This is a genomic window from Rickettsiella massiliensis 20B, from assembly GCF_000257395.1.
GTDB classification, from domain to species: Bacteria; Pseudomonadota; Gammaproteobacteria; order Diplorickettsiales; family Diplorickettsiaceae; genus Diplorickettsia; species Diplorickettsia massiliensis.
Genome location: NZ_AJGC01000002.1, coordinates 169,360 through 194,999, shown reverse-complemented (window position 1 = coordinate 194,999; position 25,640 = coordinate 169,360). Strand labels below are relative to the sequence as shown.

The 25,640-nt window shown below is 33.8% G+C and carries 29 protein-coding genes and 2 pseudogenes; 14 read left to right on the top strand and 17 right to left on the bottom strand.

From position 1 onward, the window contains the following. Nucleotides 1-24: 24 nt before the first annotated feature. The 5 genes and pseudogenes from S3O_RS0106665 to S3O_RS0106640 form a co-directional block, all read right to left on the bottom strand. Nucleotides 25-477 carry a sensor histidine kinase gene (locus S3O_RS0106665; RefSeq protein ID WP_408005674.1) on the bottom strand — a complete coding sequence of 151 codons (453 nt, stop codon included), beginning with the start codon at nt 475-477 and terminating at the stop codon, nt 25-27. A gap of 60 nt (nt 478-537) precedes the next feature. Further along, nucleotides 538-687: pseudogene (locus tag S3O_RS19685) on the bottom strand (histidine kinase dimerization/phospho-acceptor domain-containing protein); the annotation flags it as partial. A 338-nt stretch (nt 688-1,025) separates the two neighbouring features. Continuing rightward, a complete protein-coding gene (locus S3O_RS0106655) occupies nt 1,026-1,694 on the bottom strand; it encodes a hypothetical protein (protein ID WP_156792802.1) in 669 nt (222 codons plus the stop codon). Between the two features lie 433 nt (nt 1,695-2,127). Then, nucleotides 2,128-2,451, bottom strand: a complete 324-nt coding sequence (locus S3O_RS0106645) for a response regulator (RefSeq protein WP_010598300.1) — start codon at nt 2,449-2,451, stop codon at nt 2,128-2,130. Between the two features lie 153 nt (nt 2,452-2,604). After that, the gene (locus tag S3O_RS0106640) at nt 2,605-2,925 is read right to left on the bottom strand and encodes a helix-turn-helix transcriptional regulator (RefSeq protein ID WP_010598299.1); all 321 of its coding nucleotides are present in this window, start codon (nt 2,923-2,925) and stop codon (nt 2,605-2,607) included. Between the two features lie 105 nt (nt 2,926-3,030). Between S3O_RS0106640 and S3O_RS0106630 the strand changes: the two genes are divergently transcribed. Further along, complete coding sequence (locus tag S3O_RS0106630) at nt 3,031-3,702, top strand: hypothetical protein (protein ID WP_192805905.1); 672 nt, start codon at nt 3,031-3,033, stop codon at nt 3,700-3,702. Between the two features lie 36 nt (nt 3,703-3,738). Here S3O_RS0106630 and S3O_RS0106625 read toward each other — a convergent pair whose 3' ends face one another. The 5 genes from S3O_RS0106625 to S3O_RS14160 all read right to left on the bottom strand — a co-directional run bounded on the left by S3O_RS0106625 (nt 3,739) and on the right by S3O_RS14160 (nt 7,285). Then, nucleotides 3,739-4,581, bottom strand: coding sequence for a hypothetical protein (locus S3O_RS0106625; RefSeq protein WP_010598297.1), 843 nt, complete (start codon nt 4,579-4,581; stop codon nt 3,739-3,741). 100 nt (nt 4,582-4,681) lie between these two features. After that, nucleotides 4,682-5,635: a hypothetical protein gene (locus S3O_RS0106620; RefSeq protein WP_156792801.1), complete on the bottom strand. Its 954-nt coding sequence runs from the start codon at nt 5,633-5,635 to the stop codon at nt 4,682-4,684. After that, nucleotides 5,622-5,906: a hypothetical protein gene (locus tag S3O_RS0106615; RefSeq protein ID WP_010598295.1), complete on the bottom strand. Its 285-nt coding sequence runs from the start codon at nt 5,904-5,906 to the stop codon at nt 5,622-5,624. The genes S3O_RS0106620 and S3O_RS0106615 overlap by 14 nt, the downstream gene beginning before the upstream one ends. A gap of 306 nt (nt 5,907-6,212) precedes the next feature. After that, complete coding sequence (locus S3O_RS20465; protein ID WP_083827749.1) at nt 6,213-6,479, bottom strand: ATP-binding protein; 267 nt, start codon at nt 6,477-6,479, stop codon at nt 6,213-6,215. Beyond that, entirely contained in the window at nt 6,416-7,285 is an 870-nt protein-coding gene (locus S3O_RS14160; RefSeq protein ID WP_010598294.1) for a sensor histidine kinase, read from the bottom strand. The genes S3O_RS20465 and S3O_RS14160 overlap by 64 nt, the downstream gene beginning before the upstream one ends. 65 nt (nt 7,286-7,350) lie before the next feature. Here S3O_RS14160 and S3O_RS20460 point away from each other — a divergent pair, with 65 nt between their 5' ends. Together S3O_RS20460 and S3O_RS17375 are read left to right on the top strand one after the other, a co-directional pair. Beyond that, nucleotides 7,351-7,482, top strand: coding sequence for an Rpn family recombination-promoting nuclease/putative transposase (locus S3O_RS20460; protein ID WP_083827690.1), 132 nt, complete (start codon nt 7,351-7,353; stop codon nt 7,480-7,482). A gap of 1,199 nt (nt 7,483-8,681) precedes the next feature. Continuing rightward, nucleotides 8,682-8,858: a hypothetical protein gene (locus S3O_RS17375; RefSeq protein WP_010598293.1), complete on the top strand. Its 177-nt coding sequence runs from the start codon at nt 8,682-8,684 to the stop codon at nt 8,856-8,858. Between the two features lie 445 nt (nt 8,859-9,303). On the opposite strand, the gene S3O_RS0106595 is transcribed toward S3O_RS17375, so the two are convergent. After that, on the bottom strand, nt 9,304-10,110 hold the full coding sequence (locus tag S3O_RS0106595) for an alpha/beta hydrolase (RefSeq protein WP_083827689.1): 807 nt from the start codon (nt 10,108-10,110) through the stop codon (nt 9,304-9,306). A gap of 155 nt (nt 10,111-10,265) precedes the next feature. After that, the gene (locus S3O_RS0106585) at nt 10,266-11,027 is read right to left on the bottom strand and encodes a class I SAM-dependent methyltransferase (RefSeq protein WP_010598291.1); all 762 of its coding nucleotides are present in this window, start codon (nt 11,025-11,027) and stop codon (nt 10,266-10,268) included. Nucleotides 11,028-11,121: 94 nt separating this feature from the next. Here S3O_RS0106585 and S3O_RS0106580 point away from each other — a divergent pair, with 94 nt between their 5' ends. From S3O_RS0106580 to S3O_RS0106525, 11 genes and pseudogenes are all read left to right on the top strand, one after another. Then, a complete protein-coding gene (locus S3O_RS0106580) occupies nt 11,122-11,514 on the top strand; it encodes a cytidine deaminase (RefSeq protein WP_010598290.1) in 393 nt (130 codons plus the stop codon). Between the two features lie 73 nt (nt 11,515-11,587). Continuing rightward, on the top strand, nt 11,588-12,853 hold the full coding sequence (locus S3O_RS11910; RefSeq protein WP_156792800.1) for a PAS domain-containing sensor histidine kinase: 1,266 nt from the start codon (nt 11,588-11,590) through the stop codon (nt 12,851-12,853). A 40-nt stretch (nt 12,854-12,893) separates the two neighbouring features. Continuing rightward, nucleotides 12,894-13,232: an Hpt domain-containing protein gene (locus tag S3O_RS0106570; RefSeq protein WP_010598288.1), complete on the top strand. Its 339-nt coding sequence runs from the start codon at nt 12,894-12,896 to the stop codon at nt 13,230-13,232. 969 nt (nt 13,233-14,201) lie between these two features. Continuing rightward, nucleotides 14,202-14,471, top strand: a complete 270-nt coding sequence (locus S3O_RS0106565; protein ID WP_033227407.1) for a hypothetical protein — start codon at nt 14,202-14,204, stop codon at nt 14,469-14,471. A 410-nt stretch (nt 14,472-14,881) separates the two neighbouring features. After that, the gene (locus S3O_RS0106560) at nt 14,882-15,622 is read left to right on the top strand and encodes a hypothetical protein (RefSeq protein ID WP_010598286.1); all 741 of its coding nucleotides are present in this window, start codon (nt 14,882-14,884) and stop codon (nt 15,620-15,622) included. Beyond that, the gene (locus tag S3O_RS0106555; protein ID WP_010598285.1) at nt 15,619-15,837 is read left to right on the top strand and encodes a hypothetical protein; all 219 of its coding nucleotides are present in this window, start codon (nt 15,619-15,621) and stop codon (nt 15,835-15,837) included. The genes S3O_RS0106560 and S3O_RS0106555 overlap by 4 nt, the downstream gene beginning before the upstream one ends. Nucleotides 15,838-15,960: 123 nt before the next feature. Then, nucleotides 15,961-16,797, top strand: coding sequence for an ankyrin repeat domain-containing protein (locus S3O_RS0106550; RefSeq protein ID WP_010598284.1), 837 nt, complete (start codon nt 15,961-15,963; stop codon nt 16,795-16,797). 39 nt (nt 16,798-16,836) lie between these two features. Continuing rightward, nucleotides 16,837-17,151 (top strand): ankyrin repeat domain-containing protein, encoded by a 315-nt coding sequence (locus S3O_RS0106545; protein ID WP_010598283.1) that lies wholly within the window; start codon nt 16,837-16,839, stop codon nt 17,149-17,151. Further along, nucleotides 17,105-18,208, top strand: coding sequence for an ankyrin repeat domain-containing protein (locus S3O_RS15620; protein WP_083827687.1), 1,104 nt, complete (start codon nt 17,105-17,107; stop codon nt 18,206-18,208). The genes S3O_RS0106545 and S3O_RS15620 overlap by 47 nt, the downstream gene beginning before the upstream one ends. Continuing rightward, nucleotides 18,196-18,666: an ankyrin repeat domain-containing protein gene (locus S3O_RS15615; protein WP_010598281.1), complete on the top strand. Its 471-nt coding sequence runs from the start codon at nt 18,196-18,198 to the stop codon at nt 18,664-18,666. Before S3O_RS15620 ends, S3O_RS15615 begins: the two co-directional genes overlap by 13 nt. 485 nt (nt 18,667-19,151) lie before the next feature. Beyond that, nucleotides 19,152-19,367, top strand: a pseudogene (locus S3O_RS0106525) (transposase); the annotation flags it as partial. A gap of 105 nt (nt 19,368-19,472) precedes the next feature. On the opposite strand, the gene S3O_RS0106520 reads toward S3O_RS0106525, so the two are convergent. The 5 genes from S3O_RS0106520 to S3O_RS0106500 form a co-directional block, all read right to left on the bottom strand. Continuing rightward, the gene (locus tag S3O_RS0106520; RefSeq protein ID WP_010598279.1) at nt 19,473-19,673 is read right to left on the bottom strand and encodes a hypothetical protein; all 201 of its coding nucleotides are present in this window, start codon (nt 19,671-19,673) and stop codon (nt 19,473-19,475) included. Between the two features lie 74 nt (nt 19,674-19,747). Next, the gene (locus tag S3O_RS11900) at nt 19,748-19,972 is read right to left on the bottom strand and encodes a hypothetical protein (protein ID WP_010598278.1); all 225 of its coding nucleotides are present in this window, start codon (nt 19,970-19,972) and stop codon (nt 19,748-19,750) included. Then, nucleotides 19,944-20,264, bottom strand: coding sequence for a BrnT family toxin (locus S3O_RS0106510; RefSeq protein WP_010598277.1), 321 nt, complete (start codon nt 20,262-20,264; stop codon nt 19,944-19,946). The genes S3O_RS11900 and S3O_RS0106510 overlap by 29 nt, the downstream gene beginning before the upstream one ends. A gap of 481 nt (nt 20,265-20,745) precedes the next feature. Next, nucleotides 20,746-22,755: an SDR family oxidoreductase gene (locus tag S3O_RS0106505; protein WP_010598276.1), complete on the bottom strand. Its 2,010-nt coding sequence runs from the start codon at nt 22,753-22,755 to the stop codon at nt 20,746-20,748. 26 nt (nt 22,756-22,781) lie between these two features. Then, nucleotides 22,782-24,455, bottom strand: a complete 1,674-nt coding sequence (locus tag S3O_RS0106500; protein WP_010598275.1) for an AMP-binding protein — start codon at nt 24,453-24,455, stop codon at nt 22,782-22,784. Between the last annotated feature and the right edge of the window lie 1,185 nt (nt 24,456-25,640).

The following is a 25,640-nucleotide window of genomic DNA, read 5'->3' as shown; positions in this document are numbered from 1 at the left end:
CCGTCTCTCGCGTTTAGCACACAGTCATCCTCTTAAAGGTACTTCTACTTGGAAGGTTGAGCCGTTGCCTAGACTACTCGTTAGGCTGATTTTTCCATTTAACTTTTCTACGAGCTGTTTAACGAGATATAAACCCATACCAACCCCTGTAAATTCTGAGCTTTTGTAAGAAGGCTTAATCTTCTCGTATTGTTCAAATATTCGCTCGTGATTGCTTTTATCAATCCCTATACCCGTATCAGATACTTCTATCTTTAACTTACTTGTAGTTCGCTCAACGGATAAAATAACCTTACCCTTAGGAGTAAACTTAACCGCATTAGATAGAAGATTGGCCAAAATTTGTTTCAATCGGATGTTGTCACTAACAATTTCTCCTATATTTTTATCTACTTGCAGTTCAAATTCTAAACCATTTATAGATATGCTAGGTTTTATAAGTTCTTTCATTTCTTGAGCAAATTCGTATAAATCTATCTTATCTTTTTTGATATCATCGATGTTATTCTTTTCAAGCGCAATGATGACTGAATCTAATATTTCTAGTAATTGATTACCTGATTGATAAATCATCGTCCCATTATCTTTTACTTCTTCGGGTGTTTTTAATCCATACCTTGCTTGGCATTGAGCAAGGCCTACAATTGCAGAGAAAGGCGTTCTTATATCATGGGCCATATTCATGACAAATACGCTCTTTGCTTGTCTGCTTGTTTGATTTTAGTGATATTAAGAGATATCCCAATAATATATTCAACGCTTCCATCTGATTTTACAATAGGATATCGACAGGTAACAAAATAATTTCCATTATATTCTTCTTCAACTATTTCTTCCGCTTTTTTATCTACTATTCTTTTTATTCCTTCAGAAGCAATTTTTCCGTAAAATATTTATATTTTTGTATTGATTTAGCAATCTATGATTTGCCCATATAATTGAGCCATCATATTCAGTAATAAAAATATTGATAGGAAGTATGTTGTTTTTACTTAAAAAATCAATTGTTTTGGCTATATCATTTTCTACAAGCTTAATCTTCTTTGCCTGCATGATTCTTCCTTATTATTTAATTTACTTAACAATTTATCGAAATCTTCAATAAATGTTCTTATTTTAGAAAAGCTTGCGTTTTTTAAAAAATTTTTTGTTTTATTGCTAACCTCTAACCTTGTTTTTCGTTTACTTATTTCTTTTTTAGAGAAAAAATCTATGTTTAATGAATTATTACCTTCAAAAGGAAGAGATGATTTTTGCACTATAGGTTTAAGATTATATTCCTTAAATTCAATACATATTTCTTCAGATTTGGCCATCTTTTTATAGCTATGTTCAAAACATAGGTTCACTTTTCCAGGATAAATCAAATAATCCGCCAAACGATTCAAGCTCACTAATACTGCACATTCGTCTAATACATAATTAATCGCTGCTTCTTGACAAGCACTTAATGTTATATCAGGCATATTTTGCTTTAACTTCGCATATAGTTTTTCAGCATAATACCCTCCACTGTGTTGAAGAACTTTACTTCTAAAATCATTATCCTTAAAGCTGTAGTCATTCTTCACCTGTACAAGGAATGTCTCAAACTCTTCTTTATTTTCTAGTAATTTATCCCAAGTTATAATCTGATAATCAAACTTAAGACAGTTAAGAATCTCTTGGTTAGCCGCCATCCATGCATTATCCATATCATTAGCTAGCTTTACTGCCTGATCCCTAGTCAATTTTTTATCTAGCCAATATAATGTAGATGCAGTCCTCCAGAAACAACGATAATCAATTTATGAACCCGTCCAAGTTCATATTGTTCATTAAGAGCTAAAAGAAATGCCTTAAAATTATCCCCCGACTGTTTTTCGCTGTTCATGCTTATGACAGTTAACACACAAACTGAATTTTTACTGGGATGGTTAAAACTGCTTTTAAAATTTGCTTTTATTGGCATATCATTTTTATTCTTTATAGAAAAGGACACCATATATAATATAAATCACAATGTAATAAAACCTATGCTGCTTCATAGCGTACACTCAAAATCAAGTTCTTTCTTCATAAGATATTTTTCAATCGCCTTTTTGAGCATCTCTATATAAGTAGGTTTTATTAAAACCTGCTGAGCACCTAACTCTTTGCATTTTTCTTCTTTTTTGAGTTGGCATGTCCAGTACAAACTATTAAAGGCGTTAACTGATTAAATTCAGATTTTCTGGTTTCTTCAATGACCAATTCACCTGAATCATCCGGCAAACCTAAATCTGTTACAATTAACGTATAAGACTTATTTTGTATAAATTGAATTGCTGTTTTAGCGTCTCTTGCTATTTCAACCTGATATTCTAAAAGATATAAAAAACGACAAAGTGCCTTTACTTGAATAGCACAATCTTCCACTAATAAGATTTCCTTTACTATTTTTTTATCTCTTATCTCATTTTGTTGTTCCACTTTTTATATCCCTTTAAGAACTTTAAAGCGGTAAATTATAGAGAAAAAATGGCACAATAAAATATAGGAATTTCCCTATAGGACTTTTACTGTAGTTTTTAGAAAAAATCAGATATATCTGATAGTTTATGAAAATTAAAAATTGACAACGTATTATTTCCTATCCCGAGAGTGTTTTTTGTTTTTATCGATAATATTATTTATTCCAATGTTTTCTTCCAATAAATAAATCCATCCTTCTTTTATAGCTCGACTTACTATTTCGAGTTGTGACCTACACTGTAATTTCTGCTTCAATTGTTTTATGATGCAATCTATTCTTTTCCTGGAAAGGCTTAATATAGATGCCATTTTTATGGCTGAAAAACCATGAAGAATACATTTAAGTACTTGTACTTCACGTTTTATAATATATTTCTCACCCCAAAAAGAACCTAAATAAAATTTCTGTTCATCCTCACTCAGCCTGCCCATTTTTTTCGAATATCCGTATCGATATCGTCAATAATAATATTTGTTGACATAATTGCTACTAAACCTCCATTATCTTTACGTAATCCTGTTTTACTAACCAACACTTTGTGCATTCCCGATAAGCTCATCGATGAAAACAGAAAAGCGGGTATGCCCGAATTTCTCATTCAGCAAGAATATTACTCAGTCATTACGGTACAACATGAAAGGCTATATTTTTCTAAAGAAGTTCAAAATTTAGACGAAACTAAGAAAATTATTCCTGAGCTCATTTTGCCCAATGTCCCGGTCTATGCCTTCTATAATTTAGGAGTAAATGATTCAACAGCTGTGGTCTTAGCACAATTTGATCATCTGAATAATCCGGTCATTATTCATTTTATCGAAGCTAATAATCACCCGATACAATATTACGTCAATGAAGCGCATCGCCTTTGTACTCGACACAATCTTCGTTTACACAGTCATTTTTTACCGCATAATAGTAAAAGCCGAGATAAGGCCACTGCAAAAAGCACCCAAGACATTCTACAAGAACTAGGGGAGGAGGCTTATTGCGTACTTAAGCCTCAGCGTAAGATTGATGCCATTAATTTGATGCTTAGAATACTTTATAGAACCAAGTTCAATAAAGAAAACACGGAAAGATTTATTGATTGCCTTTCCAACTATTCTAAAGTTTTTGATGAAAAAAATAACATCTACAAAGACTCACCTCTACATGATTGGACATCTCATGCAGTCGATGCTTTTCAAACCCTTACCTTAGTATTATAGCTAATAAAAGTATTTAACAGTCTGATTACAAATACTTTATTTATTTATTTTTGGAAGTACGTCCGTTGAATCTGCTAACTGCATTAGGTGCGAAATTACTAACTGCAAATTATCTGAAGGTAACTTTCTTAATAATGAGCGTCCTAGGCTAAACTGGAGGCCAGGTGCATAAGGCTTACCAACGCCCTCAGTAAATTCTTGAATCATTTTAATACTGTCAAGATTACAGGCAGCTGACTTCAAATAAGATTTTTGAGGTTCAAAGAAAACCGCTTTCTCTCGCTTATCAAAAGAATCTGCTTTTATCTGATACAAGATTTTTGCCGCTTTTGCGGCGCTATAGCTTATAACTACATTTAAATAATGTGCAAATATATTGTCAGGGGATTTTTTGATTTTTTCTTCAATATTAATCTTTATTTTTTCTATTTTAGAAAAAATAATATTTAATTCTTTTATTTTTTCATTAGAAAAATGATCTTTTTCAAATGCTTTTTGTATGCTAACTAAGTTATTATATGCAGCGATGGCCAGGCATTCTGTAATAAACAAGTTATTACTTGTATCCCCTAAACTTTCTGCTTTATAGGCAATAAAAGTATCCAGTGTTGTTAAATGTTGTGTTTCTATTCTAACCTGACAAGATAAAGTATAGAACTGTAATAGATCGGAAGCATAATGAATAAAATTAAAAAAATTGCTAGACTGATACATCCATTGTAAAATTGAATCAAAACAGTCCTTCTCCGCAAGGAAATTGGCCTCGTTACCTCCTGCTATTAATTCACTTTTAATCAGTTGGCTTCCCAAATGTAAACATAAATCCTTAATTTCTTTTTTTATTTTTGGATCTGCATTTATTTTTCGCATTTCCGGCATAGGATAGTTCTCTATCCTAAGCTTTATCAATAACTTTATTAATTCTCGATAATTCGATAAATTAACTTTGTTGGTAGAAAAAAACATATTATTTTTTAATTTATTTAGATCTTATGCTGGGTTTAATTGTATGATCATCTAGCACATCATTATACTCCTTTAGAGTATTTTTCACAAAACTTATTCGACCTACTCTTTTAAATAAGCTAAACTTTTGTTTAGGCTGAGCAGTTTCAACAGCCGCAATAGCTGTCAACGACTGGAGCATTTCTCTTTGTTTTACGCTTTGATGTGGTTGTGTTGAAATTACTCTACTATTTGTAATAGTTTCGGCAACTCTATTTAATGCTATTACTTCTTCCAAACACACATATATTGGACTAAGTTTCTCTTTGAGAGCTGGATACTTACCGCCATTATCAAACATAAATTTAGTAATGGCATGTAATCTTTGCACTCTTTCCAATTCCTCTCTACCTATATCTTTTTTTAACCAACCTGCATTTTCCATAAAAATAAATCGGTTCCTGATATAGTCAATATATTCACTACGATTTCTTCCGTCAGAAATATAGAATTCTTTTATATCTTTAATGATCTGGCCATTACCAGTTAGATCGATTTTTTTACCTTCAATCGGCCTATTAGTTTCCGCATCAAAGTATTCAACAAAGCGTCTATTTATCAAATCAGAACTATTATCATAAACTTGTATTAGGTATGTTTTTAATTCTAGTGATGATTTATTTAACACTGCACTAATTTTATCGACTAAAAAATCCTTAAAGAGTGTTTGATTATTATAACTATCCATAAATTGCCACTGTTTTTTTCCATATTTATCTTGATGGAGCACAACAGTCATCCAATGACCATAAGCACCATTACAGTACCCAATCGCAAAGGCATGGCAAAACTCACCCTCTGTTCGCGCTAGTTTGGCAAGGCTAGAAGCTATAAACAAATCTTCTTCAAGACATGATAAGCCACACTCATAATATTCACCTATATTTGCAATACTAATATTTTGTGTACCATCTCTATCTAAAGCCAAATACATCTATTTCAGCAATTTCACTACCTTCTGTCATGATCACACCATGGCTGTCTCTTTTTGCTATGATTTTCTTTACAGAATTATAGATGTCGTATACTAAATCTTTATTGTTTGCCAAGCTAATAAATTGCTCTTTGGTAATACTACCTCGTGCTACCAACAAAGCTAGAATCACGTTTTTAAAGGTGTTTATTCCACATCCATCTCGACCTAAAACTCCACCACTTGATTTTTGATTAAAAACCTGTATTTGCTCTATGTTTTCCATAAGATTACCATATATATAAATAAAATATATTAATCTATATAACATATACATATTAAATAAATATTAAGTGACGCAATGGCGCGCGCCCTCCTTATCTATACAGGAGACACGTGTAACTTATTGAAAAAATAATGTTTTATTCGTAGTCGCAAAAGTTTAGGGTTTAATTTAAGGAAACCTTAATAAAAAGGCTGGCTACCTTCTATAAATTTTCAAGTAGATTATTGTATTTATGAAAAATTTCAGCCATCCCTAGCTCGAAATTAATTCATAAGTAGCACTGATGATTCCACCACTTTAGCCTACTCATGCTAGATGTTTTAACCTATTAAAGGTAAAGGTCTTTTTTTTCAAAAGGTTAAACTTTCGCTTATATTTTTGCTTTGAACTCACAATCAATGGATTTTGAAACGGAATATAACATCCGATGGTTGACCCTTTTCCTTCTGCACTTTCTACAAAAATTTCACCACTTAGATTATCTACAAATTGTTTTACAATACTTAATCCTAGCCCCGCTCCTTTATATATTCCCTTATAAGAAGGGGATAAACGATTAAATGCAAAGAATATCTCTTCTTGCTTATCAGCAGGTAACCAATCCCTGTATCACTTACAGAAATTTCTATAATGCTTTTTTCTAAATCTTTCTTTTTGATATTAACTTGTAATTCTAATTTTCCTCTTTCAGTAAATTTTATAGCATTCGTGACTAACTCTAATGCGATACGGTGTACTTGTATCGGGTCACTGATGAAATAAGGATAAGTAAGAATATTTTTATCGTAAATTAAATCTAATTCTATACCTTTAGTCATAGCGACTAATTTTCTTATATCGATAACGGATACCATTTCTTCCATTAAATTAAGTTTTCTTTTCTGAAATATGCCAGAAGCAGTATCAGCCACTTTTATAGCTTCAAGCAATTTATTATGATACTCCAAGAACTCTTCAGTCGATAAAACCAAGTCTTGTGTATATTCCTTTATTTTATTAATATCGTTTGTCGAATGAACAACATGAGAAAATCCTACTATTCCCGAAAAAGGTGTACGAATATCATGGCGCGCATTTTCTAATAAAGCTTGCTTAGCTAACTCTGCTTTCTTCTCATCCGTAATATCAATGGAAACACCTAGAACAGTACTTTGATCATTGCTAAAAAATGGTTTCCTATTCGTTAAATAGATGTCATCATCTATCCCTATTTCTTCCTCTTTATATTTAAGACCTGTTTCAATTACTTTTTTACAATTATTCCAGTTTTCTTCTCCCCATTTAGAAAGGTGTTTTCCTATAAAAGTTTCTTCTGTTGCTTTTAAGGTTTTTATTACTCTAGTATTTCCCCATATAACATACCCATTTTTATCTGACACAAAAATGTTGATGGGTAATTGTTCATAAATGAAATTCTCTAATCACAAACAAGGAATAATAAAAAGTGACTATCAAAATTCATGATCCCCATGACCGCTTATTTCGTAATTTTCTAGCCGATATTAATAAAGCAAAAGACTTCTTAGAAACTTATTTACCAGCAAATATAAAAAAACAATGCGATTTTTTCAGATGAAAACCTGTGAAAAATACATTTAATTACTTACACTTCACGTTTAGTAATATATTTCTCACCTCAACAAAAACCCAAATAAAATTTTTGCTCACCGTCGCTCAATTTACCTGTTTTTTTCTAATATTTACTTCAATATCATAAATAATAATATTAGTCGACACAATCACTATTAGTTCACCATTATCCTTACGTAACCGAGTTTTACTTACTAAATTCCAGATGAATCCCGTATCATTTCCATGGTATTGATTTTTACTTTTTCATTGAAAATAATTTCATTATTTGCTTTAGTGAAAGATTCTTTAGAATCTCTCCGTATCATTTGATAATTATTTTTCGCTTTAATTTTTTAGGGGAGTCAAGCCCTGTCTCTTCAGCCATTGATTTAACTATATCCAAATATAATTATAATTGAGTTTTTTAAACAAAGAATAGTTATTTTTATTCAAAATCTTATTAATATATAATATTTTTATTTCGCCTAGGATTATAAATTTTATTTATCTAATATATTTTTAATCCCCTACTTATATCGAGATTTCTTTTCAAAATAATGAATCTGATAAAACCATCGAAGCACGAATAAAAACATGTGAAATTAAATGAATAGTATGTTTAATCACTTGAGGACTGGGGTGATCATTGCTTATATAGCTAAGATGATATCCTGCTAATAGCTCAAATTTCTTTATCGTTTATTAATTTCAACAAGTGATCACTGTTATTTGTTCTCTTTATAGCCATAATTCTTTGTGTTGATAAAAAAACAAGGAATATGCCTAAGAACTTACGCTAAACCACCCCCAAAATTTTGGGGATAACTATCTAGAACTTTTATATAAAATTATATTTAGTTATCAATTGTACAAGATAGTGAAGCTAAATCTATGGTATAAATCAGCTATACTATCCTCCCAAATTTTAGGGGTAATATTCATCGAAATTTCTTATATCAGATTATATTTAACTCCTAACATGACAGCAGAAAGTAAGTTTACGGCGTTGAGTTTTCTCATTACTGAATTGCGATACTCTAATGCAGTATTAAATTTTATATTTAAAATGGCAGCGCTATTGATAGTTTCTTAACATATTTAGTAAAGGAAGATAAAGAAAAGATTCTAAAGGAACGAAATGAGATTCCGCAGAAATTTCTAACACGTATTAAGGGTAAAAACGCACACGGATAAGTTAAACGTATGGTAAAACGATTTGCTTTAGTAGCTGCGGCAGGTGAATTGGCGATAAAATGGGATATTGTAGACAGGGAAGTAGGCACTTGTATTGAGATCGCGTTTATCTGCTTTGAATCGTGGATGAATGATCATCGGGAAGGTGGTATGAGCTCTTCTGACGAAGAAAAAAAGGAAGAATAACCTTTTGTAAAAAGGTAAAATTAAAAAATACAGTAAAATCAATAAGTTATATTGATGTTACAAGCCATTTTTGCCAGTTCTGAAAAATATAGAGAATATACCGAAAATGAAATACCAACCAGGCTAAATCGACAATCCCAAAGGCAAATCGAAGGGAGCGTTAAACAAAAGAACACGATGGTTACAATTACTCGAATCTCATGCGGATGAACTAGAAGAACAAGCGATTGAACTAGCCAAATCAGGCAATGTTAATACCTTGCATTTTTGCTTGGAGTGATTAATACCTAAAGCCCGTTAACCTAACGTTACCTAAGGAACTGGATAAGTCAGGCGCTTTATTGGAAGCAGGTAGCGCTATTTTAAGGGATGTAGCTAAACAGGAAATAACCCCTCCCTGACCAGGCTAAATCACTAATGAGTGTTTTGACAGCCTATCGAGATACTAGCTTAATGGAAAAATTAAGCCAGGTGTTTTTTCTTGCTTTTCACTTACTCGTTTTTGAGTTATTGATTTTGGTATAGAAAATAAATTAAAGCTCATAACTAATTGAGTTGCCATTGTTTCTATAACCCGAATATTATGCCAAAAAAAAGAATGTTTTTCTCTTTTAAATATAGACGTATGCGTCCATACACCAGCTTTTACTAATTTATTTCTATAACCCTCACTATCACTTCTAAAACGATCAAATTCTCCAAATAAAAAGTAAGTAGGTGGTAATTTATTCAAATCATTTGACCAATAAGGAGATACTGTGGGATCTTCAGGGTTGCAAGCATCTTGTAAATAGAGTGTTATAAACCATTGTGCTAGTGATGAAGGAAAACTATCTTTGTTTTCAAAATGTGAATATTTTTTTAGGCTACGTGATAAATCTGTTAGAGGTGAAATTAATAGTTGTAGAGATATTGGAAGTTTATCTTTTTTTGCTTGAATAGCGGCTAAAGCAGCAAAATTTCCACCGGAGCTATATCCAGAAATAGCTATTTTTTCAGGATCAATTTTTAATTGTTCTGAATTTTTAATAATAAATTTAATGCTAGCATAGATGTCATTAAATCCAATTGGGCATGGATATTCTGGTGCCAATCGATGGTCAAGATCAATAACTTGACAACCAGATTTGTTGGCTAGATGGCTACAAGTTATATAAGCATAATACCGTGCTTCTGCGTTATAACCTGTGCCTCGAATATGTAATACTGTAGGATAGATCCTATTAGTCGCTAAGCGAGAAGGTCTGTAAATAAAAGCTGCAAGTCTATTGTTATTTTCTAATGAAAAAAAAGTAGCGAAACCGTTACATTTCTAGCCGCGGTTCTTTTTTCTTTTTGTTGTAAACTTAAAATAAACTTACGATGTTCGCTAATAGTGTAGTTCAAAGGCATTAAAATTTCTTATGTTTATTTTTTTATGTTTGCAGTTATTATATAATAATCAAGTAATCCTTTTTCATTAGCAATTTTCCAATTCATATCCCAAATACTAGGATCATTTTGCTTTACCCAAGTGTCATCTATTTTTATATTTTTAAATGAATATTTTTCTAATAAATTCAAAACTTCAGGTAATGCAGCTATTTCTCCATCACTACTATCTGATAGGAGCGCAGGCCTTGGTATGAGAGTGAGTAATTCTTCAAAACAGCTTTTATTTTTAGCAAAAAATGTAGAAATAACAAGTTTACCGCTAGGTGATAAAACTCTGTAGCATTCAGGAATAGCATGCTGAGCATTAAAGTGCTGAAGTGCTTCTATAGTATAAATTTTATTGATACTTGAATCTGGCATTGGAATAGATTCAGCGGCGCCTTGTAAAAACTGTAATTTTCCTAATTCAACTAAAGAGGAATGCTTTTTTTGTGAATGTTCTATATGAGCCGCTAAATAGTCTAAACCTGTTATAGACTTTATAGAATGAGACGAAGATAGTAGAGCACATCCCCCACCGTGGCCAGAACCTATTTCTAAAATTTTATCTTGATCATCTAATGATAATCGTTGAAAAACTTGACGATAAAGATTTTTATTTGCCTCAATGACATCGTATTCAGATATCACAGTGGGCACATTTTTCCAGTAACCGAAGTTAATAAAGTCACCTTTAAATAAGGTAGCTAGATCATTTCCAGAATAAAGTTCTATAAGGTTTTTTGGGTTAGACATATTAAAATTAAATATTACTATTACTATTACTATTAATATTAATATTAATACAAGAATGTTTAAATAGCGACTCCTATTTTTAAAAAGGCTTGAAATGAAAAAATATATACATGAAATGATTTTACTGGCTAAAGAAGCCGCTGTTAATGCTTATGTACCTTTGTGTAAATTTAATGTCGGCGCATGCATCAGAACAGTCGAAGGTAAATTATTTAATTGTTGTAATTGGGAAAATGCGGCTACACCGCTTAGTCAATGTGCTGAAACTTCGGCACTGAGTGCCATGCTAACTTATCAAAATATATCAGATATTATTTTAGTAACCCCTAAGCTAGTTTGTATGCCTTGCGGTGCCTGTAGACAGCGTTTAATCCAGTTCTCTAACTCGGAAACCAACTTTTACTCTTATAATATGGACAATGAGCAATTAAAAGCTATAAAGTTGGATAAACTTTTGCCCGATAAATTTACTTGGAAACTTTCTTAATATAGACTCCTAATATAAATATACTAGATATAGATTCATAAGATAAATATACTAGGTATTTTTTTATAAGGGAGTGAGTAAAAAAATAATGCGAAACCTCAATAAATCAGAGTTACTCAATATTATTGAAACCCAAGAACTGGAAATAAAAAAACTTAAAAATAAATATAAAGAAGAAATTTATACATTAAATTTTATTTTAAAGAATTTACCAGGAAGTGTTTATTGGAAAAATAAAGAAGGCATTTACTTAGGACAAAATAGTTATGCAAAAAAACTTATGCATACACTTGGATTTAGTGAGGTTGTTCTTGGAAAAACAGATTATGATCTATTCCCTAAATTAGTAGCAGATAACTTTAGAGAAACAGATTTAGCTGTGTTATCGGGAAAAATTTTAACGACGGAGGAAACAGTTACTTTGCCTAATGGCAAAAAAAGAATTTTTTTATCTTCAAAAATTCCATTACCAGATAGCTCTAAAAATATAGTGGGTGTTTTGGGTATATCTATCGATATTACGACTAGAAAACATGCTGAAGATGCCCTAAAACTAGCTAAAGAAAAAGCTGAGTTAGCGAATCAAGCTAAGACAGAATTTTTGAAGAACATGCGTCACGATATCCGCACACCCTTATCGGGGATTGTAGGTTGTGCTCATTTGATTCAAACACAAGCCAATAATCCAAAAAAAGTAACGGGATATGCAACAGCTCTTGTGGACTCAAGCAATGCTTTGTTGGAATTTCTGAATAAAATTTTAGAAAGCATACAGGTGGCCACTGGGGAAATTCCACTCTTAAAGAAAAAGTTCTCCTTATATAAAATACTAGACCAGGTCGTACGCTTAAACAAACCGCAGGCAGATGTAAAAAATCTGAATTTACATTTTGATTATGATGAAAATGTCCCTCCGTATTTGCTGGGCGATCCTATCCGTATACAACGTATTACTCTGGAATTGGTGACGAATGCATTAAAATATACAGGTAAAGGCGAAATTAAAGTCAGTACACATTTAATAGAGAATAAAAAACGTGAAGTAATCATTGAATTGTGTGTCAGTGATACCGGCATGGGCATTCCTAAAGATAAGCATCATGAGATTTATACGCGTTTTACCCGCTTAACGCCCTCCTATCAAGGTATTTATCCGGGAACAGGCCTCGGTCTTTCAGTGGTTAAACAATTTATGGATGAATTAGGCGGTGAGATTCAGCTAAATAGCCAACCCAATCAAGGTTCAACTTTTAGGTGTTTCATTCCTTTGCAAGAAGAAAGCCTCAGAAATACTCTTTGTATTTGTTTCTCATTCTCTAGCTTCCACTTCGGTTTCTAAAGAAAACTATGATGAAGCTTCCAATGATAATATCCAATCATTGCCTCTTTTAAATAAAGAGAAGGCGATAAAGTTACTGGGTAGTGAAGAAACACTTCATGAGTTGTTGGAGTTGCTCGTCAGTAGCTTAACAAAAGAAATAGCAGAGCTAAAACAGTACCATCAGAACAAGGATTGGCAGGGTATAGGGGCGTTGGCTCATAAATGGAAAGGGGGAGCGAGTTATTGTGGCGCAAGTCGCTTAGAGCAAGTTTGTAAAGAAATACAAACGGTACTGCGAGCGAAATCGCCTGAAAAGGCCGAAATACTTTATCAAACCTTACTTCAAGTTGTAGAAGAAACTAACGAAGCAGCCAGAAAGATTATAGGGTCAAATTAAATATGTGGAATAGTACATATAAAAACTCCCTTTTATAATTTAACCTCTTTCCCCGCGATTAAATCATCTGCAATTTGATTAAGCTCTGTATGACTATGAGCAAATTCTGGACCCAGTTTCTAAGTATTTTAATTTTGTCAACCCACAAAGGGGTGCACCCTTGCTGTTTGAGTCTATAAAATGGCATTTATTGAGCGTCACTCTTTCGTTTTCACGAAATTGAAAGTGACTATAAAAAATGCCCTTTACTCTATATACAATATATACATTAATGATTAAAGAGCTTTGAGCTCAATCACTATTTCTTGTATCTAGATCCGTTAAAAGGTGAAACCAATACAAAATAAAGTAGTTTAGAAATAAGGTATTGGTCATAAAATAATTAATTTATCTTTTAGATAATAAACTATCTTCGTAACCAAATGAATTTAAAAAATAAAATGTTTATGGTCCTGATAATTGAAAAGATCGTCTTAGGATAGATTTAATATTAAAGAGGTCCTTAATTTTTTTCCACAGTAGAAACCGTTGATGATTCAAAGAATGCTATTTTAGCCCAAAGAGAAGGTTTTTGTCGTTTTTCTCTATGATCCTCCTTCCTTACCCTTTGCTCTTGCTTTCTCATCGCTTCAGATTGAGCTCATTCAATACGTTCCTTGTTGATACCCAAAATAGCAAAAAAGGAGGAGGTTCATTGCCTAACAGCGGCTTTCGCCTTAAAAGCTTTTCTATAATTAGGATGAAATTTATCAAAATAGCCAGGCAATACTTTTGTCCATACTTTCTCTAAAACCTGAAGAATGGCAAAACATAAATACCGAACCACTAAAAGAGCAGGGATTTTCTATAACCCAACTCAAACAACTTCATGCTTTAAACATTATCTCAGCAGAAATAGTCTAGGAATCAATAAACCATTTTGCATTTGGATTAAAAAATAACCCTAAATTCAAAAGTTATAGGGACCCATTGAATGTGCTTATGGGCATTTTAAGGAAAGGGGGGGGGTGGTATGAAAAAGATTATAAATCTCCAAAAGAATTAACAATGGAAAAAATCATTGAACGTAAGCGAGCAGAGCGAGAAAGAATAAAACAACTTGAAGAGAAACTTTTTTTGACCGCATTGGAAGAGTGGAAGGAAACTAAGAATGAAGCAGAGTTGGATAGATTAATACCAGCTGGAAATATCCCTCTAAGATCTTTAAAAATTAGTATTTACTTCAAAGAGATAATATAGACAACGGTTAAAAAAGATTATATTATCTAAATATGATTTTATTTTTATTCTATTAATAAATAGAACTTCGAAAAAATATTTGTATTAATGTTTAAGTAATGACATATAGTTGTGATAATTCAAATAAGATGCAACACTAATTGAAAAAAGTAAGATTATCCACTTCGATGTTAAATGAAATAAACAATTAAAACTTAAAGAGGTAGAATTACGTACTTAATAAGCAAAAAGTTATGTTTATTAAATCTTGATCAATAACTAAAAAAGGTATTGTTACCCTGCACAATTATGTGCTCAAGAGATGCACGTATGTGTAAAAATGCCGTAATAAATACTAAAAGTATAGGATATGGATATTTATTATAAAATAAACTCATTGTTTATGCTTTTATAAAAAATAAGGAAATAATGTGAGAAATAGTCAAGATAAAAATAAGGAAAACACTTATGACAATGAATCCCAAACCATAGAATTTTTTAATTCTGATTATAGAAATAAAAACTCTAAAATCCTTGATCATAAAAAAAATTATGAAAATGAATCTAAAAAACAACAATGTAAAAACTTTCAAATTTTTTCATCCTCTTTAGAGACTAAAGCGAATATTGCTGCCCTGATCAGCGACGCTTCTGGATCATACCAATTTTTTGGTATTCCTGTTGGTTCTTTTGGAGCAAGTTTTTTTTCAGGGGTTTCTTCTACAGCATATGTTAGTAAACTAGCTATAGATATCAGTTATATTGAAAATGAATGTGACGATATTCCATTTGACGAATTAAAAGAAATCTTAGATGATCGATTAACACAAGTAAATGAAAATTTGTATGGAAACTATATTGCTATTAGTAAGAATTTATTTGCAATCCGTGAAAATTATCATTCAATTAAACGAATTGAAGATAAGATAGATAAAAATATTATTGCGATACAAAACGGGTTCGACCAATTAACGAATGAATTTAGTAAAACAAAAGATGAAATAAAAAAAAGGTTTGAAGAAATTAAAGCGTTGACAAGAAAGTCAAAAATAGAAGAAGTTAGTTCAAATTTAATTACGTTTGTTGAGTACTTTTTTTTGAAAAACATGCTCTGCAATATTTTTCTGAAGCTGAACTCTCTGCAAAAATTCAAGAAGAAAATGGAATCTTGACACACTTGAAAAAATCGGTCACCCCTGACTCAACCACAAGCTTACCAATCCTTTTAAATAAAATTATTAATCAAAGATTTGCATTTCCAAAAAATGCGCAAGATAAAACAGCATTTATTGCACTTTACTTATTATGCTTAGGAACGGAAACGTATATTTCGATTTTACATTTTTTGTTAGATCGATACGGTTATCTTGCGAATAATCATTACTAAAAAAACGAACTAGATAAATATAACTGGTACTTCTTTTTATCTTTAAGTACATTAAAAGATTTTACAAATTCTTTAAATGGAGTTCACGGGAGAGATGGCTTAATTGATCAAGTCCTAAATACATTGAATAACATAAAAGAGTTAAATTTTATAAAAAATGAAAAGCCTCATATTATTGAATTTATTTCAAAAAAAATGGATAGCTTAAATCAGATAAAACTATATCTTATATCAATAAATAACGTTTTTAACACTCAAAAAAACGAACAAATAAGATATAAATTTAACCATTCTCAAATAGCTACTCCTTTACTTAAGTGGGAAAATGGAAAAAAAGTAAGTTATGCCATCCAATTTATAATTAAAGACAAAGGGATTTTTTTCCAAGTTGGCGATTGGTCTATACCTTATACAATATATGGTAAAGCGTGCCCAATGCTTGATATCGGAATTGCTCCACAAGGAATAACTCGGTTTATTTTTAGAAAATTCGATTTAGATAAACCCGAATTGGTCGGTATTGTTAAAGATAGTAAGCAAATTGAATTTCGAGATATTCATAGAGATTTTTATAATGCAGCCTTAGAGCCCAATAAGGATATTGCTTTATTGAATATAAATAGGTTAATCCATTTTGGTGCGAATGTGACTGTTCCCTTTGAGAAGGGCCAACAAGCTATTCATGCTGCAACAAAAGTAGGAAATATTGAGGTAGTACTTGCTTTATTACGCACGGGTGCGGATATTAATGCTCAAGATGATAGGGGTTACACGCCATTACATATTGCCGCTGAATTAGCATATGAAGGCTTTATCGAAGAATTAATTAATGTGGGTGCTCACATTAATGTAACTTCTCACTTAAATTGGACGGCATTGCATGTAGCTTCAGAAAAAGGCTATGTCAATACAATTAAAAATTTATTAAAAGTAAGGGATAGAACAATGCCAGGGCCATAGCTTTGCTGATGCATATGAAGGCTTTATCGAAGAATATATGTGGGTGCTCACATTAATGTAACTTCTCACTTAAATTGGACGGCATTGCATGTAGCTTCAGAAAAAGGCTATGTCAATACAATTAAAAATTTATTAAAAGTTGAAGGGATAGAAGTCAATGCCAGGGCCATAGGCGGTTTTACTCCGCTGCACATGATCGTTTCTTCGAATCAAAATGATGCGATTGCTTTGTTAGCTTCTGATGAAAGAGTTGATATCAATGCTCAATCGCAAGAAAAACTTGCGCCATTACATTTAGCTGTTTTAGGTGGATACGAACAGGCGGTGTCAATATTACTCAATAAACCTAAATAAAGTTAATTTAGAAAGGTTACAAGGTAATTTGACGGCACTTCATCTCGCTGCGATCACAGGGAATCAAAGGATTGTAAGACGGCTTTTAGAACATTATCAGATTGATATAAATGCCCGTTCAGAGGAGGGTTGGCCCCCCCTACATTTAGCTATTTTACTTAAAAAAGAAGGGGTTATTTCAGAATTACTCAGTGCGAAGGCGATCAATGTGAATGCAGGTGGATCAAATGAGTTAACGCCCTTACATCTTGCTGCGGCTACAGGGCAAAAGCCACTTTTATTTGTCTTAGTAAACCACGGTGCTAGATTAGAACCACGTAATATATATGATGACACACCGCTTCATATTGCGGCTAAAATAGGTTATCTAGAAATTGTACGTTTTCTTTTTGAACAAGGTGCGAATATTTATGCTAAAAATAAAAAAAATCAGCTTCCTATAGACGAAGCAGCACATATGGGGCATCTCGACATAGTTAAATATCTGATTGGGAAAGACGGCAATTTTAAAAAGGATACGCTCTATTGGGCGGCTTATGGAGGTCAATTAACGGTCCTAGACTATCTAATAGAAGAAAAAAAAGTCAGTTTTGTTGGAACGGATAGTCATAGTGAAATACTTTTGATTGTCGCAGCACAGAACGGTCATTTCGCGATAGTAGAAAAGTTGCTCGCGCATGGAGCACAAGTTGATATTGAAGATAATTTTGGTAGAACGCCTCTGTATTGGGCCGCTCAAAACGGTCATTTAGAGGTAGTAGAAAAGTTGCTCGTACATGGGGCACAGGTTGATGTAAAAGATAATCATGGCAGTACCCCGCTGCACATCGCAACTTATAACGGTCATTTAGAGATAGTAGAAAAACTAATTGAGAAAGACGTTCAGGTGAATAATAGAAATAAGTATGGCGAAATGTCTTTACACCTGGCGGCTCATAAAGGTTATTTAATGATAGTGGAAAAATTGATTGAAAGTGGTGCAGAGATTGATGCTAAAGATCATTTTGATAGGACATCTCTATACATAGCGGCTCAGAAAGGCCAGTGGAAAAGTTAATTGAGGAAGGCGCTGGTGATAAGCATAAAAGAACCCCTCTCAACTTGGCAGCTGAGAACGGTCATCTAGCTGTCGTAGAAGCACTAATCGAGAATGGTGCACAGGTTAATGTTCAAGATATTTTTGGTAGAACACCTTTGCATTGGGCAGCTGAAAATGGTCATGTGGGCGTAGTAGAAAAACTGATCGAGAACGGCGCAAATGTTGACAGTAAAGATATTTCCAGCGATAAAACACCTCTGCACTGGGCTGCTCAGAATGGTCATTTGGCAGTAATAGAAAAACTGATTGCGCATGGAGCGCAGGTTGATATTGAGGATAAATATGGTAGAACAGCTTTGGACTTAGCAGAAGATAATAGTCAATTAGAAATAGTTAATCATTTTTCTCAACTTTCCGTAAAAAAAGAAACCCATCCACTGAAACCAATGCAGTACCTCAATCTGACTATAAGATAGAAAAGAACCGTTTTAGACGTAGTGTAATCACAGAGGAAAATTTTTCTTTAAATTCAGATCAACAAAAAATCTCTTTTAACCAAACCTTATTTGGTAAAGAAAAACAGGTATCACCAAAAATATTCAGTGAGTATAACTTTAGTTTTCATCACAATTTTTTATTTTTTAAATGGATATTAGGTTTTTTAAATCGAAGAGGTCCTCTTCAAAGAATAAACCAGATAGATAAATTTAAAGATCCAGAAGTTCAATTCAAACGTTCATCGGAAAATATTAAAAAGTCAATAATAATGGCTGCTGATATTTATCATGATGAATCCCTAAAAAATACAATTATTAATGATGTGCCCAGCCAGGAAGAATCATTAGCTGAACACTCAAAAGTATTTTAGGTTTTAGCTTTAGCCTGTAAATAAAATTGTGTAAGTGCTTATTATTAACTAAGCTAGCGAAGAAAAAAGCTAGTGCTATTTGAGGAATAAGCAATGAAACAACAAGAAATAACCCTAGACCCAAAGTTAATCAATGAACTGGCTAAATCAATAAAGAGTGAAAAAGATACATCCACCCTTAGCAGGCAGCTATTAAAACTCACGGTAGAACGTGCGATGGATGCTGAGCTAGATGAGTATCTTGGCTATGAAAAGCACGCACTAGAAGGAAAGAATACAGGAAATAGCCGTAATCGTTATTCGCCGAAATGTACGGTGCGGAAGTATCCCATAGCTAAGTACCGCATAAGGACATGAAGGCCGTGGTAGCCGATCTTAAGGTTATTTATCGTGCTATTTCTGTTGAAAACGGATTCAATTTTTGTCAGATAAATTTATTTTGTTTTTATGTTTTTCTAGGAAATTTTCTATAATATCTCTTACTAACTCTGCCATTGATACTCGTTGTTGAACAGCCAATAGTTTAAGTTGGTGTCTTTTTTCTTTTGTAATTCTTATCCCTAATATTGTTTTTTCATCCTTAGAGTCGGGTTTGAATGTTCTCTTTCTTGGCATTAAAAACCTTTATTTAGGATGTATATGACCTGCCGCTAACTGATGTAACACGCTAGCAATATAAGCATGAGGCTTTAAACCACGTTCCGCAGCCATTTTTCTAATGATATGCATATCAACTGTTTGAACTCTAACACTAATTTTTTCTTTCTCGCTAAAGTAATTTTTGCTGCTTTTTTAGCTATATTAATTTCTTTTTTTAAATCTTTTGTACTTTTCCATTCCCCACAATCGAATGAATCAGAAATTTCTTTTTCCTCATCATCCAAATCAAAAACAGGTTGTCGTTTTATAGCCATCTTTATTACCTCTTTGATAAATTATTTTTTTAGTTGCTTTTCTACTTGGAAAAATTGTTTTAAGGAAAATTTTGTTTTTTTCCTTAACAAATGGAACTAAATAAATATAAGAATCTATTTCCATAACATACATTTCTTGTTTAGGATATTTTTTAGTATTAGGGTGACTAACCACATCAATTGGTCCTATATTTTCCAATATAGATATAATTTCCTCAAAACTAACTTCTCTTTTTTTGATCAATAAAGAATTTTTTTCAGGATCAAAACAATAAATAACTTTATTTTTCAAAATCGTTCCTATTTCAGATCAACAAAAATACCCTATTATAAACCATATGGAGACTTTTGGAGACATTTATTTGATTGGAGTAGCATTAGCATACCCTTCCTTTCCTTATGGAAAATCTGTTTAAATACCATTGAGCGTTTATTAAGGATATTACAGGCTTATCTGACCAAGATTTAATTAATCTAGAAAATTAATATGCGCGTCTCTTTATGCCAGATGCTGCTAATAGCCGGATAGTTTTTATCCCACTTTAATAAATAAATTTCCTGGTCACAACATCCTATATTAACAGCAAATATAGCCACCTATTCTTAGATGAATAGCTAGCGAGTCGCTATTCTAAAAACTATTCTCTGAACGATTGAACTTAATATGCTGTTGATACGTTTCAAACACTAACATGAACGATTGCATAACAATTCATCAGAGAAAGTCCACAGAATATCTTTTATTATATAAGCATCTCTGTGTGCAAGATACTTTAATTTACTGTTTCGAGCCTATAGCCCTCATTTTTCTGATCTCGTTGTCTAGTTAAGCTTTCAGACACGGGGTTATTAAAAAACCCTACATAAACATTATTTTGTGTATCCCTTAAACGATTCGCTGCACTCGAAGGTCTTTCTGCCATGTGTGTAGAAAGCAAGCCTTGCAACCACGGTACTATTCCTTTCATTTGGCTCACTTCGTGAGATCCACTCCGTTTGTTGTTAATACCTAACAACATCGTAAGCAACGGATGGAATCGAGTTGGATTCGTATGAGCTATCCTTTTTAACTCACGATCCCACATAGCGACAGATACGGGCCTCATGTTCATGCCATTTTCTCGCGCTTGTTCGGCCAATTTGTTAAACATACGAGACAGAGAAAGCCCAGGAACGCCTTGATAAGGATACTCAATTGAAAACGGATTACTCCCTGCGTTTGCCATTAAGTTTTTTGCATTTTGCGTAATCAACGCTGAACACTGATTGACTGGCATTGACCTAACCAACGCTTTCGAATCAAATTGAGGAATCATGCGTGTACGAATACACGCATCCACCAAACGATTCAACCAGTCATCCTCATTTCCATAACCTGTTTCTGTATTCCAAGTCAGTAACGGTGCGCGAACAATACTCAGCGGTAGCCCTGATTCTCTTAATATCTGCTCTCCCATCAACTTTGTCGCCGCATACGCATTTAAATTCTGCTTGATTGCCGATTCGTCTGCAAACATACCAAAGCAACCTTTTGCAGGGGTCTTACGCACGTTGTCTTGACGACACACTTCGTCACAATGTACCGAGTTTGTTGATACATAGACGACGGGAGTCAGTTGTTGATCCGCACGATATTGGCTTGTCTCAAACGCAAGCTGAGCGATACGAAGCGTTCCGTTTACATTAGTCTCAGTTAATGTGTCTAAACCGTCTTCTAATCTCCAAGTCTTAATCATCGCCGCGGCATGAATAATTGAGTCGATGGCTGGATTACCATGACGATCATGGATCAATGTTTCATACTTACTATCTTGAAGACCAAATTTATCTTTATTCAAATCACCATCAATAATTTTGATTTTTTGTAAGTACGCCTGGTTCAGTGATTCATGTCCAGTCAGTGTGATACGTCGCGCACGAGCAGCCGCGTCTTCCTGTGCTGAACCACGAACTAAACAAATCACTTCCGATACCTCGGGATCGCTCAGAAGATCTCTTATAACGTGCGCACCTAAAAATCCAGCACCACCCGTGACGAACACACGTCTTTTATTTATTGGGGTTATATTCTGCAGTTTAGAGCACTTTGTTTTAGGCGAATCTGAATCAGCCAGCGTTTTTAGCGGTAAAAGACGATCCATGCTATTTTTTTCGATTTTAGCTAGCCTCCCTAATAAAGGCGTGGTGACTTCTTCCTTTTCTCTACCTAAAGATCGCTCCGGATTCTCATTCCATAGTACGTGAGCAAAACTTAACATAGAGTGTTTCATCAAAATAGGTGTTGCAAAATATTTATTTTGCGACGCTTTAATATTGATACAACCCTGATGATAAAGCGCATCAAGTAGTTCAGGCAACATAGCGCCCATTCTTGTAAACTCAATGGAATCAAATCCTAAATGTATAAGCGGAGACGCGAGCATGCGCTCATCACCGGAATCGATTTCTGGTTTTAATTTATTCAATAGCCAGCTAGCCAGCTCTACCGGAGTTTTAGGGTAATCTTTAGAGGATGTTGCACTCATAGTGGTAGAGCTTGACTGTTTTGTTACTACACACTCCAGTCGGGCCTGAAGCCTATGCCGAATCACTTTCAAGCTTCTATTCAAAATTCCATTTTCTAATGACCATCCCCCATCATTCATATCATCAATAATGACTTTCAAGGGTATTTCACTCTCTGCAATACCCTTGAGCTGGCAAGCCGATTTTACTTTTGCAAGCAGCTCTTGCTCCAGATGAATACGATACTTTTCTTCAATGGGTTTCTCAAACCGAAACATGACTATCGTTGCAGAACGTGATGCATTCAGTGTGACAAAACGTCACGTGGAGACAATCCAGACTCAAGTTCTATTGATTGAGGAGAGATTACATTTTCAATTCGCTCTGGAGAAATAAATTTTCCATTATCTAATTTTTGCAAAGAAGAAACTCGATCAATGATCACATAGCGACCATTGGGCTGTAATTCTGCTATGTCTCCTGTTAAGAGGAATCCATCTTTCGTATAACGTTGCTCAATGGTACGACGCTGCGCTTCATCACAAATCCAGTTGCTTTCTGGCATCGTACCCGAAGATTTAACCGCAATTTCCCCGCGAGGATAAGGATGATCCGCGGTGGAATACCCCATATCTGGTAATGACACTAACTTAATCTCTTTACCTCGCGTAGGATACCCATTAGAAAGTATTCCTCTTGACTCCGTTTGCCCATAACTTTCACGAATTTCACAGGGAAGTTTTTTTAAAAAAGTTAAAAGCTCTGTACTCACCGCAGCACCGCCTACAGTAAGTGTTTTAACCCTTCCTCCTAAAAGATACTCATATACGTAATAAATCGCATTGATATCTGCTTGCATATCGATATCTAGCGGAGTATTAATCGCTTTTGACTTGAACCTTTTTTCTTTCTGCTTTTTGCTCTTTATTGGCCAGTGTTTACGTACGAAAGAAATTAACTGAGCGTCCGTCTTAGTTTTTATCACTTCCGGCTTATTTACACGCCTACTCAATCTCTCTTTTTCCTTCCCTAAAAAATCAAGATACAGAGTGTAGAGCTCTCTTGCCTGAATAGGCACAAATACAGCTGAATCAGGGCGAACCATACGATTAATTTCAAATAAATGGGATCCCGGGGGGATAAAAGAAATTTTCCCTCCACTAAGAAAAGCTCCCCAAACAGAATGCTTACCGGTTGACCATGACGGTTCGTGGACAGAAATCTTTGAATATGGACTATAATTAGGTTTGCTTTTATTCCAATTTTCATGTGAATAAACCAATCCTTTGGGTTTACCGCCCGAGGTACCACTGGTAAAAATAACCACTGCCGGATTATTCTCATCAAAAGGTTTAGAAACGAGTTCTTCTTGAATAGGCGCTGCCTTTAAATCAACTGGTGGTGAAGAAAAATAATCGATCACGATTGGTTCCAACTCAACCTGATCGGTTAAACTGGAATATAAGGACGAATCAACCGGGTTCTCACTCATAAGAACGATTTTTTTAATCCTATCCGGCCATTTAAGCTGACTCTCTATAAGCTTATTAAGAACCATCGGGTCGAGAATAACCATCGACACCTGAGACATATCCCATGCATCAAAGATATCCTGAGCTGACCATCCTGAATAAGAACCCACTGCACCACGCTGAAATACTACAATACTAAATTCCGCCGTATACCAAAATGCATGATCGTGTAATGACACACCAATTCGATCCCCCGTTTGAGAGGAACGTTCCAATATTCTACCCAAATACATTACCCATGCGTGTACTTGCGAATAAGTTACAATTTTTCTGCCTAAAGACGGATAGCGGACCAACTCCGCTTTAATTGCATGTTCTAAATTCTCATCACGCGCTGGACTCAACTCATCAGAATACGTTTTTGGATAAGAGGAAGAAAAAAATTCGAATAAAGGTTGTTCTTTATGCTTAATAAATGTGTAACGGACTCTATCTGCAAGGGGCATAGCATCTCCAAATACGTAGGTTTTATTCGTATCAAACCAATGGTAGGCTGTGATACGTCTTGCATCCGATACGCACTAACCTCTTTGGAGTTCATGCATTCACTTAAGATTTCTTTGTAGTGCTTTAACCTCCTTATCTAAAATATAGATAATTAGTATATAAACTAATTATTAAGATAATATTAATAAGCAGAGGCTATATTGATGAGAAATTTCGGTTATTTTGATTCGGAAATTAATTTCACATGACGCGACTAAAAGTAGGCTGCAATTCATCCTGCGTGCTTACCTCGCTCCTACACGCGATGAGATAAGGAGAGCATTAGTAATATGTAGTCGAAAAGCCTACGATAGGTATCGGTTGCTGGGCGAAGCAGGCAATGCATTACGCCGTAAAGTCAGAGTGGGAATGAAGTGCTTCGATTTTTAAATTTTACCCTTAATTCCCTTGCGGGCCTGTGTTGTTTAAGTTCATCCTAAGTAACGTTGAGTGTGACCCTTCAAGGTATATCTTTGATGCGCTGCTTGAATTAAATTAGTTAATTCACCGTCGAATAGGTATCGAAGTTTGGAGGAGAAAATAGAGGCACACAATAGTTTGCACAAAGAAATAGATTAATTTAGATATCAATAGTCTCTAGTGTTTTTTAGAACCCACTCCTTTTCTCTTGAATATTATCTCCTATTGTCATATTGCGATTAACGTTCTTATCTGATGTGTAACCCCCTTTACAGAGATAACTCGAATAGAACATGAGCAGAGATAACGCTTAACTGTATTCATTACGAAGGTTCTTTAGAACAAGTGGCAACATCCTTAAAATTGAAAGGAAGCCGAAGAGAAACCATTACAAGATCAAACAAAGAACAGGGAAGATAATCCTTAATATTTAAAATAGATCGTGGAAACGGGCATTAGGGGGAAGTAAAATTAATCGTTTTGTACGGTGTTATGGGAACGATTGATTCTCTATCCCTTTTTTGGGCAAGCTTTCCCAAAAGTTGGCAATACTAATTTGCATGAACAACAAGACGGCCCACTAGATTTATTATAAATTTTCCAGAAGTGAGTATAACTGCACTGATTATCAGACAATAAATTTGCTACAGTGGATTTTTTTTGACTGTTGAATTAGAAAAGGATCTCTTTTTTATATTCACATTAAGGAAAAGAATGGACTACGA